Source organism: Paenibacillus sp. NFR01, from assembly GCF_900111565.1.
In the GTDB taxonomy this organism is placed as follows: Bacteria; Bacillota; Bacilli; order Paenibacillales; family Paenibacillaceae; genus Paenibacillus_AQ.
In genome coordinates, this window is the sequence record NZ_FOIK01000003.1 from 12,171 (window position 1) to 26,444 (window position 14,274).

16 protein-coding genes and 1 tRNA gene are annotated in these 14,274 nt (G+C 49.5%); 16 read left to right on the forward strand and 1 reads right to left on the reverse strand.

Annotated elements, in window-relative coordinates; all coding sequences use genetic code 11:
• Nucleotides 1–239 precede the first annotated feature (239 nt).
• The 12 genes from rpmH (at nucleotide 240) to BMW84_RS14910 (ending at nucleotide 11,558) form a co-directional block, all read left to right on the forward strand.
• The gene (rpmH, locus tag BMW84_RS14855; RefSeq protein ID WP_025337168.1) at nucleotides 240–374 is read left to right on the forward strand and encodes a 50S ribosomal protein L34; all 135 of its coding nucleotides are present in this window, start codon (nucleotides 240–242) and stop codon (nucleotides 372–374) included.
• A 337-nt stretch (nucleotides 375–711) separates the two neighbouring features.
• Entirely contained in the window at nucleotides 712–1,062 is a 351-nt protein-coding gene (rnpA, locus tag BMW84_RS14860) for a ribonuclease P protein component (protein WP_091069798.1), read from the forward strand.
• Between the two features lie 85 nt (nucleotides 1,063–1,147).
• The gene (locus tag BMW84_RS14865; protein ID WP_091069800.1) at nucleotides 1,148–2,020 is read left to right on the forward strand and encodes a YidC/Oxa1 family membrane protein insertase; all 873 of its coding nucleotides are present in this window, start codon (nucleotides 1,148–1,150) and stop codon (nucleotides 2,018–2,020) included.
• A complete protein-coding gene (gene jag / locus BMW84_RS14870) occupies nucleotides 2,017–2,751 on the forward strand; it encodes an RNA-binding cell elongation regulator Jag/EloR (protein WP_091069802.1) in 735 nt (244 codons plus the stop codon). Before BMW84_RS14865 ends, jag begins: the two co-directional genes overlap by 4 nt.
• 90 nt (nucleotides 2,752–2,841) lie before the next feature.
• Nucleotides 2,842–4,218 carry a tRNA uridine-5-carboxymethylaminomethyl(34) synthesis GTPase MnmE gene (gene mnmE, locus BMW84_RS14875; protein WP_091069803.1) on the forward strand — a complete coding sequence of 459 codons (1,377 nt, stop codon included), beginning with the start codon at nucleotides 2,842–2,844 and terminating at the stop codon, nucleotides 4,216–4,218.
• Nucleotides 4,219–4,275: 57 nt separating this feature from the next.
• Nucleotides 4,276–6,162 carry a tRNA uridine-5-carboxymethylaminomethyl(34) synthesis enzyme MnmG gene (gene mnmG / locus BMW84_RS14880; RefSeq protein WP_091069805.1) on the forward strand — a complete coding sequence of 629 codons (1,887 nt, stop codon included), beginning with the start codon at nucleotides 4,276–4,278 and terminating at the stop codon, nucleotides 6,160–6,162.
• A 3-nt stretch (nucleotides 6,163–6,165) separates the two neighbouring features.
• Entirely contained in the window at nucleotides 6,166–6,888 is a 723-nt protein-coding gene (gene rsmG, locus BMW84_RS14885) for a 16S rRNA (guanine(527)-N(7))-methyltransferase RsmG (RefSeq protein ID WP_091069807.1), read from the forward strand.
• Between the two features lie 246 nt (nucleotides 6,889–7,134).
• The gene (gene noc, locus BMW84_RS14890; protein WP_091069808.1) at nucleotides 7,135–7,956 is read left to right on the forward strand and encodes a nucleoid occlusion protein; all 822 of its coding nucleotides are present in this window, start codon (nucleotides 7,135–7,137) and stop codon (nucleotides 7,954–7,956) included.
• 153 nt (nucleotides 7,957–8,109) lie between these two features.
• A complete protein-coding gene (locus BMW84_RS14895) occupies nucleotides 8,110–8,871 on the forward strand; it encodes a ParA family protein (protein ID WP_091069810.1) in 762 nt (253 codons plus the stop codon).
• A complete protein-coding gene (locus tag BMW84_RS14900; protein ID WP_091069811.1) occupies nucleotides 8,864–9,709 on the forward strand; it encodes a ParB/RepB/Spo0J family partition protein in 846 nt (281 codons plus the stop codon). The genes BMW84_RS14895 and BMW84_RS14900 overlap by 8 nt, the downstream gene beginning before the upstream one ends.
• Nucleotides 9,710–9,796: 87 nt before the next feature.
• Nucleotides 9,797–10,957, forward strand: coding sequence for an aminotransferase class V-fold PLP-dependent enzyme (locus tag BMW84_RS14905; RefSeq protein WP_091070527.1), 1,161 nt, complete (start codon nucleotides 9,797–9,799; stop codon nucleotides 10,955–10,957).
• 100 nt (nucleotides 10,958–11,057) lie between these two features.
• Nucleotides 11,058–11,558 carry a DUF4446 family protein gene (locus tag BMW84_RS14910; protein WP_091069813.1) on the forward strand — a complete coding sequence of 167 codons (501 nt, stop codon included), beginning with the start codon at nucleotides 11,058–11,060 and terminating at the stop codon, nucleotides 11,556–11,558.
• Here BMW84_RS14910 and yyaC read toward each other — a convergent pair.
• Complete coding sequence (gene yyaC, locus BMW84_RS14915) at nucleotides 11,530–12,138, reverse strand: spore protease YyaC (RefSeq protein WP_091069816.1); 609 nt, start codon at nucleotides 12,136–12,138, stop codon at nucleotides 11,530–11,532. The genes BMW84_RS14910 and yyaC overlap by 29 nt on opposite strands.
• Nucleotides 12,139–12,304: 166 nt before the next feature.
• On the opposite strand from yyaC, the gene BMW84_RS14920 reads away from it, so the two are divergent.
• From BMW84_RS14920 to BMW84_RS14935, 4 genes are all read left to right on the forward strand, one after another.
• On the forward strand, nucleotides 12,305–12,589 hold the full coding sequence (locus BMW84_RS14920; protein WP_091069818.1) for a putative Se/S carrier protein: 285 nt from the start codon (nucleotides 12,305–12,307) through the stop codon (nucleotides 12,587–12,589).
• Nucleotides 12,570–13,601, forward strand: coding sequence for a mechanosensitive ion channel family protein (locus BMW84_RS14925; RefSeq protein WP_254773006.1), 1,032 nt, complete (start codon nucleotides 12,570–12,572; stop codon nucleotides 13,599–13,601). The genes BMW84_RS14920 and BMW84_RS14925 overlap by 20 nt, the downstream gene beginning before the upstream one ends.
• Entirely contained in the window at nucleotides 13,601–13,813 is a 213-nt protein-coding gene (locus BMW84_RS14930; protein ID WP_091069819.1) for a DUF951 domain-containing protein, read from the forward strand. The genes BMW84_RS14925 and BMW84_RS14930 overlap by 1 nt, the downstream gene beginning before the upstream one ends.
• 43 nt (nucleotides 13,814–13,856) lie before the next feature.
• Nucleotides 13,857–13,947, forward strand: a tRNA-Ser gene (locus BMW84_RS14935).
• Nucleotides 13,948–14,274: the final 327 nt, after the last annotated feature.

Here is a 14,274-nt window from a genome sequence, read left to right on the forward strand (position 1 = left end):
CGACGGCATTCGCTTAACCACAGGTGGATAACTGCCGAAAGCTGTGGATGAATCTACTTGCGTGTCTAAACGTGCATAATAGGAAGCTTTTTTGGAGAAGGAAGATCAAGGTTGACTTCTATGTATGGGTTGTGCTTTAATATATAAAGGTGTTTTCTGTGAGGTTGTTGTCCGTAAATCAAGGACGGCTCGTCCGTTAATATGACATTAATGAAGATCCTGTAAGGGAGGTGCAATACATGAGACCGACGTTCAAACCGAATGTGAGCAAACGCAAAAAGGTGCATGGTTTCCGCGCAAGAATGAGCACGAAAAACGGCCGTAAAGTGCTGGCAGCCCGCCGCCTGAAAGGCAGAAAAGTTCTGAGTGCGTAAGCGAGGCCACTTAGAGGGACCACTACGGTGGTCCTTTTTTAGTAATATCAGAAGTATAATTTCATGGATGATTTAGGTTCTGGGGTCCCCTCAAGGTTGCTTGGCAAGGCTTCAAAGTCAAGGCATGCTTTGTGGGGTATTTTATATGGGGCGATAATCGGGTTCCACAGCTGCCGATTGTGACGGAAACGGCACATTCCTTCCATCAAGGGGGAGAGGGACCTTTGTTTAGACCGATGTAATTTACCGTTTATGGCGGTGTCCATGTGACCATACTAATAAGAAGAAAAAAATTCGGACCGCGGCAGGCGGCCCGGTTTTTGAATAGGGGATTGCCGTGCACAAAAGTTTACGATTACGAAACCGCGCCGACTTCAGCCGCGTATACCGCCATGGGAAGTCCTTTGCAAATCACCAGTTCGTCGTATACTGGAACAACAGGAAAGAGGTGGAGCGGTTTAGGCTAGGAGTATCGGTCAGTAAAAAGGTAGGCAACGCCGTAGTCCGCAACCGCATGAGACGGCTGGTGAAGGAGATTATCCGCCATCACGAGACAGAGATCGCCGAGGGGCTGGACATGGTGTTTATCGTAAGAAAAGGTGCGCTGTCGAAGGATTACGCGGAGCTCGAAAAAAGCGCGCTGCATGTGCTGCGCAAAGCCAAGCTGCTCAAGGCTTCACGCAAGTAAGGCCTTCTAAGGGGCTTGTTTATTTGTATTCATAATTATGGTATGATTTACGGTGCAATGGAATGTTTATGAGAGGGGTTATGAAGTGTCTCTATTGAAGACTAGACGAGGAAAATGGTTTCTCCTCCTCGCTGTAATGATGATGTCGTTACTGGTGCTTTCAGGCTGCTCGCCGTCGGCGAATGTAACGCATACTACGGAGGATTTGAAAAATGGTGGCTTCTGGCAGAGCAATGTAGTTTATTACTTCGCCATTGCCCTCAATAAGTTCGCTGAGTGGTTTAATGGACAATATGGTCTGGCCGTGCTTGTCATGGTGATCATCGTCCGTACAATAATTTTGCCGCTTACTATCAAGCAGGTGAGAAGCTCGCGCGCGATGCAGGCCATTCAGCCGGAGCTTGAGAAGATCAAGAAGAAATACAAGGATCAGCCGGAAAAAGTGCAGCAGGAAACGATGCGCCTCTTCCAGGAGAATAAAGTTAACCCGATGGCAGGCTGTCTGCCGCTGATCGTGCAAATGCCGATTTTTATCGCCCTGTACAACTCGATCTATTACAATCCGGCGCTGCGCGAGCATTCGTTCCTCTGGCTCCAGCTCGGCAAACCGGACCATTACTTCATTTTGCCTTTGCTGGCTGCAGCGACTACATTCCTGCAAACCCGGATGATGACCAAAATGAATCCGGTACAGCAGCAAGGCCCGATGCAGTTCATGATGATGGTGTACCCGGTACTGATTTTCATCATGTCCTACAACTTCCCGGCCGCACTTCCGCTGTACTGGTGTTACAGTAACTTGTACACCATCATTCAGAACTATTTTTTATATCGCAACAAGAACAAAACGAATACCAATTTGGCTGTTGCGGGTGCCGGAAGCGGCAAAAGTACTGCTGCTCCTGCCGTGAAGAGCACTGGCGGCAAAGCTTCGAAGGGAGCTAAAAAGTCGAAATGAGCAAAGTCGTCGCGACAGGGAAAACCATTGAAGAAGCTGTAGAACGGGGACTGAATCAGCTTGGCGTTCAAAAGGACCGGGTTACGGTCCAGATACTCGAACAGCCGTCAAAAGGGTTCCTTGGATTGATCGGTGCGAAGGGAGCCAAGGTAGAACTTACCTTGATTGCCGAAGCCGCACCGGTATCAGCGGCGAGTGCTCCGTCTACTCCTCAGCAGTCATCTAAGGAGAACATACAAGAGGCGACCGGCGGTGTACCGCGCCAAGATTCCGGACAACCGGCAAAGGATGCTTACCAGGAGGCCGTTCATTTCATTGTGGATGTAGCCCAAAGCATGGGACTTGTAGTTGAAGTAGAAATCGCTCATAGCAAGGAATCGACTACGCTGCAAATATCCGGTCCGGATCTGGGTCTCTTGATCGGCAGAAGAGGACAAACCCTCGATGCTTTGCAGTATTTGGCCAATATTGTGGCCAACCGTTATTCCGACAGTTTTATTCGTCTCGTGCTGGATGCGGAGAATTTCCGCGAACGGCGCAAAAAGACGCTGGAAGAGCTGGCTGACCGGCTGGCCAGCCGGGTGGTACGAACCCGGAAGGAAGTTGTCCTGGAGCCGATGTCTCCCCAGGAACGCAAGATCATCCATTCGAGGCTTCAGGACCACCGTCAGGTCAGCACCCTGAGCAGGGGTGAAGAACCGAATCGCCGTGTCGTAATTACGTTGAAGTAAAGAATATTGCCGCAATGACTCCTTGACCATTTAAGGGGTCATTGTTTTTTTAGATGAGCGTAAATTCTATTAATTGAGGTGAAAGCAGCAATGATCAGTGATACAATCGCAGCCGTCTCTACCGCGCTCGGCGAAGGTGGGATTGCGGTCATTCGGGTCAGCGGGCCGGAGGCCATTGCCCAGGTTCATCCGCTGTTCCGCAGCCGGATTCCGCTGAATGAGGCGGAAAGCCATACCGTTCATTATGGACATATCATTCACCCGGAACATGGAGAACGGATGGAGGAAGTGTTGGTTACCGTAATGAAGGGACCGCGTTCTTTTACCACTGAAGATGTTGTGGAGATTAGCGCGCATGGCGGAATTATCGCCGTACGGCGCATTATGGATTTGCTGCTGCAGCAGGATATCCGACTGGCCGAGCCCGGTGAATTCACGAAACGCGCTTTTTTGGGAGGGCGGATCGATCTGTCTCAGGCAGAAGCGGTTATCGACCTGATTCGCTCCAAATCAGACCGGGCGTTCTCAATTGCCCTGAAGCAAGTGGACGGGTCACTGTCCGATAAAATTGCCAACCTCCGTCAAACCCTGATCGAGATGCTGGCGCATATCGAGGTAAACATCGATTATCCGGAGCATGATGTCGAATCGCTCACGGCTGAATATATCAAGGATAAAAGCAAGGAAGTTATGGAAGGCATCAACAGGCTGCTCAAAACAGCCAATGAAGGAAAAATTCTGCGTGAGGGGATTACGACGGCGATTGTCGGCCGGCCGAACGTCGGCAAATCCTCGTTGCTGAATGCGCTGGCCCGCGACAATAAAGCGATTGTGACCGACATTCCGGGCACGACGCGTGATGTGATAGAAGAATATGTGACGATTAACAATATTCCGCTCAAACTGCTTGATACTGCGGGAATTCGCGAAACGATGGATATTGTGGAAAAGATCGGCGTTGAGCGTTCCAAAGCCGCTTTCGGAGAAGCCGATTTAATTCTGCTGGTGCTGAATGCAGGAGAAGAGCTGCATGAAGACGAATTGGCTCTGATGGAACAAATCCACGGTAGACAAGCTTTGGTCATCATGAATAAAATGGACTTACCGACGCGTCTGGATCAAGGGCAACTGCTGGCTTATTTTAAAGAATCCAGTATTGTGCCGATGTCGGTGCTGGAGGAAGAGGGATTGGATAAGCTGGAGGATGCCATTTCACAGCTTTTCTTTGAAGGAAAGCTGGAATCAGCCGATATGACTTATGTCAGCAATGTACGGCATATCGCCCTGCTGAAGAAAGCCTACAAATCGCTGCAGGATGCTTATGAGGCCGCGGAGATGCTGATTCCGATCGATATGATTCAGATCGATGTCCGGCTCGCTTGGGAGCAGTTGGGCGAGATTGTCGGGGATACGGCTGCGGATTCGCTGCTGGATCAGATTTTCTCCCAGTTTTGTTTGGGCAAGTAGCTTTGACTGCGCACCGGAGCAAGGTGCGATGACTATATATGTACAGGAGGAAAAGCAATGAGTTACGAAGGAGGCAGCTATGACGTTATCGTCATCGGCGCCGGCCATGCCGGCAGTGAAGCTGCGCTGGCAGCAGCCCGGATGGGCTGCCGTACGCTGATGATTACAATTAATCTGGATATGATCGCTTTTATGCCGTGCAACCCGTCGATCGGCGGTCCGGCCAAAGGTCATGTTGTGCGGGAAATCGATGCCCTGGGCGGTGAAATGGGCCGCAATATCGACAAAACCTTTATTCAGCTGCGTATGTTGAATACCGGGAAGGGTCCTGCAGTGCACGCGCTGCGCGCGCAGGCGGATAAATTCCTGTATCAGCATGAGATGAAAAAAACAATGGAAGAAACACCGAATCTGACACTCCGGCAGGGGATGGTCGAAGAGCTGATCGTCGAAGACGGCCGCTGCGCGGGCGTTGTGACGAAGACAGGCACAGTCTACCGCAGCAAAACGGTCATTTTGACGACAGGCACCTATCTGCGCGGCAAAGTGATCATGGGTGAGCTGACCTACGAATCCGGCCCTAACAACCAGCAGCCTTCCGTAAAGCTGTCTGAGAACCTGCGCGGGCTTGGTTTTGACCTGGTCCGCTTCAAGACGGGTACGCCGCCGCGCGTGCATAAGGATTCGATTGATTTTTCAAAAACAGAAATTCAACCGGGGGATGAAAAACCGAAGTTTTTCTCCTTCGAAACGAAATCATCGGATAACGAGCAACTCCCGTGCTGGCTGACTTATACTTCGGAAGTTACGCATCAAATCATCAATGATAACCTGCACCGTGCACCGATGTTCACCGGCATTATTGAGGGAACCGGACCCCGGTATTGCCCTTCCATCGAAGACAAGGTCGTCCGATTCAGCGACAAGTCGAAACATCAGATTTTCTTGGAGCCGGAAGGTAAAAACACCTCCGAATATTATGTGCAGGGTCTTTCGACCAGCCTTCCCGAAGATGTACAGCTGGCAGTGCTGCGTTCCATCCCGGGGATGGAGAAGGTAGAGATGATGCGCAACGGGTATGCCATCGAATATGACGCGGTCGTGCCGACACAGCTATGGCCTTCGCTGGAAACCAAACGTTTGCCGGGGCTGTTTACTGCGGGACAAATCAACGGCACTTCGGGTTATGAAGAAGCAGCTGGACAAGGCATTATGGCCGGAATCAATGCTGCACGTAAGGTGCAAGGCAAAGAGCCGGTAGTGCTGGACCGTTCGCAAGGTTATATTGGCGTTCTAATTGATGATCTCGTCACTAAAGGAACCGCTGAGCCTTATCGTCTGCTGACTTCGCGGGCGGAATACCGGCTTCTGCTGCGTCACGATAATGCCGACCTCCGTTTGACTCCCATTGGCCATGACATCGGTTTGATTCCGGAGGCCCGTTATCAAGCATTTATCGATAAAAAAGAACGGGTGGAGCGGGAAATTGTCCGCCTGCAGGAAACAAAGGTTAAACCGTCGGAAGTCAACGAAGCTTTGGCACGTTATGAATCCGCTCCGATTGTGGACGGCAGCAATCTGCTGACATTGATGCGGCGGCCGGAAGTGGGCTATCATTTCGTGGAAGAAATTTCGCCGTCTCCGGAAGCGCTGGATGAAGATATGAAAGAGCAAGTGGAAATCCAGATCAAATATGCTGGTTATATCGAAAAACAATTGATGCATGTGGAGAAGCTGCAAAAGATGGAACAGAAGAAAATTCCGGAAGATATCGATTATAACGAAATTCACGGACTTGCCATCGAAGCGCGTCAGAAGTTGACGAAGATTGCCCCAATCTCCATTGGTCAGGCTTCGCGGATCTCAGGGGTAACGCCGGCTGACATTTCAATTCTTCTGGTGTATCTGGAACATTATAACCGGGTCACGGCAGCGAAAGGATAATTTATGGATACAACAGTGTCTCAATTTACGACTTTGCTCCAGGAGCATCATATAAAGCTTGAGGCAGCGCAGCTCGTACAGTTCGAACAGTATTATACCGAGCTGGTAGCATGGAACGAGAAAATGAATTTAACCGGCATTACCGAGCGGGACCAGGTGTATATGAAGCATTTTTATGATTCGCTGACCCTTTCCATCTATGTAAATATGAGCGAAGCAGAACGTCTTGCGGATATCGGCTCTGGTGCCGGCTTTCCGGGAATCCCACTAAAGATTTGTTTTCCGCATCTAAAGCTAACCATAGTTGATTCTTTAAGCAAGCGTATTACGTTTTTGCAGCATATTTGCGATACCCTGCAATTAAAGGATGTCACACTCATTCACGGTAGGGCAGAGGATATTGCCCGATTGACAGAGCATCGGGATGCTTACGATGTGGTTACTGCACGGGCTGTGGCAAGACTGTCGCTGCTAAATGAGTTTTGCTTGCCCTTTGCCCGCAAGGGAGGTTTATTTGCCGCTATGAAAGGCAGTGATCCTGCAGAGGAAGTACGCGAGGCAAAGCGCAGCCTTAAGGAATTACGGGCGGAACTGACCAAAGTTGAATCGTTTACGTTGCCGGTTGAGGATTCGGCGCGGCACATTATTTTGATCCGGAAAACCATGGAAACACCGGCTAAATATCCCCGCAAGGCAGGCGTTCCCGCCAAGTCGCCATTAATCTAAAATGTTTCACGTGAAACATTTGGAAAATCCCTTTAGAGACCAAATCACATGATTTGGTCTCTTTCGGTTGCAGGAAAAATAGGACTATACGGAGAATAGGATTATTGGCTGAAAAGTGATAGAATGATATAGTAAGACTTTTGCAGGAACCGGCATCATGAAACGGTATTTCTTGCTGTACGATAAGCTTTTGCCATAGAGCGTATGAGGATCGTACTATAACGAAATTAGGTGGTTATGAACGGAATGAAAGAACAATTCACCAAGCTTTTTGGGTTTACCGAGCGGAGCAGCGGAGAAGAGATCAAACAAATCCCGGTCCAAGAGGTTGTCAGCAGTCCTTATCAGCCACGGACTATTTTTGATGACGAGAAGATCGATGAGCTGTGTCAAACCATTAAGACTCATGGCGTCATTCAGCCCATTGTCGTCCGGCAGCGCGATTCGCATTACGAGATTATCGCCGGAGAACGTCGCTGGCGTGCGGTAAAAAAACTAGGCATGGAGACAATTCCCGCCATTATCCGCGAATTCAACGATTCTCAGGCTGCATCAATCGCCCTGATTGAGAACCTGCAGCGTGAAGGGTTAACCTCAATCGAAGAAGCTATCGCCTATCAAAAATTGATTGATATCCATCAACTGACACAAGAGAGCTTAGCTCAGCGCCTCGGCAAAAGCCAATCCACCATTGCGAATAAAATTCGACTGTTGCAGCTGCCTGAAGAAGTGAAGAAGGCACTTATGGAACGCCAGATTACTGAACGGCATGCGCGTTCGCTTCTATCGCTGGACAGCGTAGAGATGCAACTGAAGGTTCTCGCAGAGATCATCGCTAAAGGCTTGAACGTCAAGCAAACCGAAGCAAGAATCGCTTTCTATAAAGCCGTGACGCAAGAAGCGGCCAAAAAGTCCAAACGCATCTCTTATACCAAGGATGTCCGGCTGGCACTGAATACGATCCGACAATCGATCGACATGGTCACCGGCTCTGGTATGGAAATCAAAACATCGGAAAATGATCGCGGGGATCATTACGAAATCGTGATTCAGATTCCAAAACGCTAATTGAATCATGCGATACAAAGGCGGCCCTAAGGTGAGTTGGCCGCCTTTTCTGTGACCTGTATACCATGATATAAGCAGGGGGATTGAGATCGTCGCCTGCCAACAACTTACGACCTACAAGATGATTCTTTCTAACAATTCGAGGTGAAATACGTGTCCAAGATTATTGCCATAGCTAATCAAAAGGGCGGTGTCGGCAAAACAACTACATCGGTTAACCTTGGAGCCAGCTTGGCTACACTAGGGAAAAGAGTGCTTTTGGTTGACATCGATCCGCAAGGCAACACAACCAGCGGCGTTGGCGTCAACAAAGCTGATGTCGAAAACTGTATCTACGATATCCTTATTAATGAAGTGAATCCGCAGGATACAATTCAGCAGACGGAAGTTGAAGGGCTTCATATCATTCCGGCAACTATCCAACTGGCTGGTGCGGAGATCGAGCTGGTATCTACCATCTCCCGGGAGCTAAAGCTTAAAAAAGCACTGCACACCGTCAAAAAGAATTATGATTATATGATTATTGATTGCCCGCCATCCCTTGGCATATTAACAATTAACTCGTTGACTGCAGCTGATTCCGTCATTATCCCGATTCAATGTGAATATTACGCGCTTGAAGGACTCAGCCAATTGCTGAATACCGTTCGGCTGGTGCAAAAAAATCTTAATCCGCATCTGCAGATTGAGGGAGTGTTGCTGACCATGCTGGATGCCCGGACAAATTTGGGGATTCAAGTTATTGAAGAAGTGAAAAAGTACTTTCAGGAAAAGGTCTACAAAACGATTATCCCGCGTAATGTCCGCCTGAGCGAGGCGCCGTCCCATGGCCAATCCATCATTACGTATGACTCGCGTTCCAAAGGGGCGGAAGTATATTTGGAGTTGGCGAAGGAGGTAATCTCCTATGAATAAGCGATTGGGGAAAGGTCTGGATGCACTGATCCCATCTCTGTCCATTAATGAAGACGATAAAGTCGTTGAGATTCCTTTGGCGCAGTTGCGGGCTAATCCGTACCAGCCGCGGAAGGATTTTAATGAAGAAGCGATTCAAGAACTGGCAGAATCCATTCGGCAACATGGCGTTATACAGCCGATCATCGTTCGCAGTGTTTTAAAAGGGTACGAAATCATTGCCGGTGAACGCCGGTTCCGGGCTTCGCAATACTGCGGCAAAGCGACGATTCCGGCAGTCGTCCGCAATTTCAGTGATCAGCAGGTTATGGAAATCGCTTTGATCGAGAATCTCCAGCGGGAGAATCTGAATGCGATGGAAGTAGCGGTTGCTTATCAAGGCTTGATGGACCAATTCACATTAACCCAAGAAGAGCTTTCACTCAAGGTAGGGAAATCCAGATCGCACATCGCCAACTTTCTGCGGCTTCTTTCCTTGCCGGAGGAAGTAAAGGAATATGTTTCACGTGGAACAATTTCTATGGGACATGCCCGTGCCATCGTTGGTTTAAAGAATACAAATACCATTAAGCAATTGGCTGAACAATGCGTCGAGCAACAATGGAGCGTCAGACAATTGGAAGAAGTGGTTAAGAACCTGGATCGTAAGCCGGCAAATGCGGTGAAAGGAAAAATAGTTAAACGCGATCCCTACATTGATAATGTAGAGGAAACATTGCGTGAAAGATTTAAAACTACCGTTAAAATCAAACCCGCAAAAGACAAAGGGAAAATTGAAATCAATTACTATAGTGCTCAGGATCTCGAAAGACTGCTGGAACTTTTGGGCAACGGATAAAGGAACATCCCCGAAACATATCTCGAAATATCCTGTAAGAGGGTATGGTGAGATATGTTTTTTGAACTAAAAGAAAAGGGGGAGACTATGGAACGATTGGTGTATCTTGATCATGCGGCAACTTCCTGGCCAAAGCCGTCAGAGGTGGCTGCTGCGATGATGGACGCGCTGGACCATGCGGCTGCGAATGCCGGACGCGGGAATTACTCGTTAGCTTTAGATACCGGTAGAGTGCTTATGAGAGCCAGAATGCAGCTTGCAGAACTATTTGGAGTAACCCATGCCCACGATATTGCTTTTACCCATAATACGACCATGGGGCTGAATATGGCGATTCAAGGTTTTCTCCGCCCGGGGGATCATGTCTTGTCCACCATGACCGAACACAATTCGGTCCGCCGGCCGCTAGAGCATCTGCGCAAAAGTATTGGTATCGAAATTGATTATGTAAAAGCCGATGCCGCCGGACAAGTTGATCTTCATCAAATGAATCGCCTGTTTAAAACCAATACGCGAATGGTGATTTGTAATCATAGCTCCAATCTGCTTGGCAGCATATTGCCGGTCGGTGACATTGGTGATCTGACAAAATCGCATGGAGCGACGTTTCTGGTCGATGCCGCGCAAAGCGCAGGATCGATTGCAATCGATGTGGGAAGCATGAATATCGATATGCTTGCTTTTCCCGGCCATAAGGGATTGCTGGGGCCGCAAGGGACAGGAGGCTTGTACATTTCGCCGCGCATCGATTTGGAGCCGCTATTGCTTGGAGGCACCGGCAGCCAATCGGAAAACAGCGACCAGCCGACCGTTCGTCCTGACCGTTATGAAGCGGGCACGCAAAATACGGTGGGGATTGCGGGCTTGCTTGCCGGCGTGAATAAAATCAAATCGCTGGGAATCAGGAATATTCATCAGCATGAATGGCAGCTTGTACAACGGTTGATGGAGGGGCTGGAACGAATTCCGGGATTAAAGCTGCTGGGGCCGGCAATCGGACTTCCGCGCAGCGGAATTGCGGCTTTTACTGTCGAAGGGCAGGACTCAGCGGGAGTTGCCCACCAACTGGACCGCGAATACCACATAGCTGTACGCGCAGGTATGCACTGCACGCCGCTTGCGCACCAGACCGCAGACACGATGGCCAGTGGAGCCGTTCGGGCGAGTGTTGGACCAAGCACCACCGAAGAAGAAGTGGATTATCTGCTGCACGCAATGAACGAACTGTACGGAAGTAAAAACAAATAATAGATGGAATGCCAATTGAAGCCGAGTTGGCAATGTCGCTGGCTCTTCTTTGGCAGAAGCTTCTCATGAAATATCAGGAAAACAAAGGATGGGTCCCTACATGTCACAGTTAAATGAAACGATAAGCGATCAATTGGGATGGTTCGTTATCGGGTTTACAGCAGTTTCACTGATCTTGTTATTGATTGCAATTGTGCAAGGGGTTAAGCTGCGTAAAATGCGGCGGCGGTATGAAGCCATGATTAAGGGAAGCGGTGTCGAAGACCTGGAATCCCTGCTGATTGATTTGCGGACGCAAAGCGACCAGTTGGAGGATACCCAAAATGCACATAAAGACATGATCGAATCGATACAAACTAGAATGCGCGGGATGAAAGCAAACGTAGCAATGAAGCGTTATAACGCCTTCGGAGAGCGCGGCAACGACCTTAGCTTTTCATTGGCTATTCTTGACGACAATAAGGATGGGCTGGTGCTGACAAGTTTGTACAACCGCGAGAATTCCTATCTTTACTCCAAAGGATTGACCGGCGGTGAAGCGCAGGTGCAATTATCTCCGGAGGAAAAAGAGGTTATTGCTCTCGCGTCGCAGCGGATCTAGCATGCAGTTTCCATTGCTTCAGTGCAGAATAGAGACTGACAGCAATAATATCCGATAAACGCATTACGAGGCTTAACCGGGTGTTCTGGAGCACGAAATACTCCATAAAGCCGCCGACATTCACGATGCCGGTTAAATGGATATCACCCACCGGGGAGAGCTGTTTATTGACTCCCGCGCCGGGACGCAGTGGTCCATCGATAACCTGAATGGAGCCGACGCTTCCGGAATGGCCAAGGCAGGCGTCGATGGCAATAACAAAAGGATTTTCGTGGTCCTTGTGGATTTGTTCCAGCGTCTCTTCTAAATTAACGGCATGGACCGGTTCATCCAGAGTGCCGTATAAATGGAAAAGCGGGCTGCGAAAGCGGGCCAAGGCGGTGCCGACCAGCGGACCCAGGGAGTCGCCCGTTGAACGGTCCGTACCGACACAGACGATGACAAAAGGAGTTTCGGGTCGGGTACGGGCAAAATAAAATAGCAGACGGTGAGTGATGGCAGAATAGATGTCGGGATCGGTATGTGCTATTTTTAAACAAGACGGTTCTTGCTGAGGTATGGCTTTCGATAAGAAGTTCATATCATCATCCTTCCCGAAGACGGCGAAACTTCCAGTGGAAGCATAGACCGATAGATTTGGCGCACTGCATGAATGTCTGGTAATGTTCCTAGTATATGGATGAAACTTGGTTTTTATACTTCAGCAAAAGATAGAATTATTCGCTTTAAGAGGGGGAGGGGAAGCGATGGACCAGGAACTGCTGATTGCCTTTGACTCGACGCAACAGGCGCTGCGCGCGGAAATGCTGCTGGAGTACGCAGAAGTGGAGATTGATATTTTCCCGACTCCCAAAGAAATCACGGCAGGCTGTGCAATGTCGATCCAGTTTTACCGCAGTGCTTTGGCTGAAGTGAGGACGATCATTGCTGAGCAAAATGTGGAGATCCGCGGGATATTCGGCAAAGACGAAAAAGGCGGGTATCAATGGATTGATGGACAGGAGGAGTTGAATGAAAACCTGGATGCTTAGTGCATTGGCTGAGGCTACAGACGTGAAGCAATTAGAAAACTTTAAGGACAAGGTCGTGAACTGGGTTACGGATGCCGATATGTGGGCGGGCGTGCTGTTTGCTGGTATCCGGATCATTGTGATCTATCTTTTGACACGTCTGATCATTCGCTTTGTCTCCAAAGTCATTGATCGTTCCATTGAGCGGGAGAACCCCCGCGGACTGCTCAACAACAGCCGTCGTGTATCGACGGTAGGGGGACTATTAAAAAATGTCACGAGCGTGATCTGCAATTTCGTGATGATCATGCTGATTTTGTCCGAATTCCATTTTGACCTGGCACCGCTGTTGGCTGGAGCGGGAGTGGTGGGGTTAGCCATCGGTTTCGGGGCGCAAAGTTTAGTCAAAGATGTCATTACCGGCTTCTTTATCATTTTTGAGGATCAGTTTGCAGTGGGCGACGTCATTCAGACTGGAACTTATAAAGGGACGGTGCAGGTCATCGGCCTGCGGACGACGAAGCTGCTGAGCAGCACCGGCGAAGTGCATATTATCCCCAATGGTTCGATTGCCAATGTGACGAATTATTCGCTCGCGAATGCCCTAGCCGTAGTCGATGTGCCGATCAAAATGGAGCGCAGCCTGGAAGCCTCTCTGGCTTTGATTAGCGGGGCGCTTCGCGGCATCGAAGAGCGCAACCCGAATGTGGTTGAATTCCCGAATGTTCTTGGCATTCAATCCATGAATACCTCCGAATACGTCATCCGGGTGGCGGCGAGCTGTCTGCCAAACGGACGGGAAGCGGCGGAGCGGCAAATCCAAAGCGATATCAAAGTAGCACTCGAAACACAGACCGCGCTGGAGGCAGCTCAAGCGGAAACGGCGGCCAGGGCCGCGGAAGAAGCGGCTAAACGGCAGGCGGCGGATGAAGCTGATGCGGAAAGGCGAAAGAGCGGGGAGGCTGCTACAGACAGCGACGTGAAGCGGGAGGCAGCAGCGGCCCAAGAAAACAACAAGGAGGAGAAGCGGTAGTGGAACGGAAGGTCTTCGGTTTGGGCGACATCGTACAAATGAAGAAGCCGCATCCTTGCGGAAGCAATGAAATGGAAATTATACGCATGGGGATGGATATCCGGATCAAATGCACCGGCTGCCAGCACAGCGTACTGATCCCCCGGGCCAAGTTTGAAAAAAATCTTAAAAAAGTAGTGCATTCCGCGGCAGAAACCGAGCAAAATAATTAGGCTTGTCAAAGCCGGTTCAGCGTGATATAATAAATCTTGCTGCGGAGAGGTACCCAAGAGGCCCAAGGGGGCTGACTCGAAATCAGCTAGGCGTGTCAAAGCGTGCGTGGGTTCGAATCCCACTCTCTCCGCCACCTAGCCCATAAATGACAATCCTTTGCCTGAAGGCAAAGGATTTTTTTGTGCCCAATTCACTAAGTTAACAGTAAATGCAAAAAAAAAGAAGGACCCTTTCGGGTCCTTCCATAGGCGGCACATCAATGATGTTCGGATTTCTCTGTTTGTAGCCGCTAAAGTGGCGGGCCAGCTCAGGCTGTTGCCTTTACACTTCCCGGATGACAATAGTTGCTGGAATCAGAATCCTTGTGATCGTGTTCGTCTACGACGTTCAACGGAACCACACCTCTCTTTTGTACCGCCTGAGTATAGTATGGCCGGCTTTGCCCGTTCTATACTTCAAA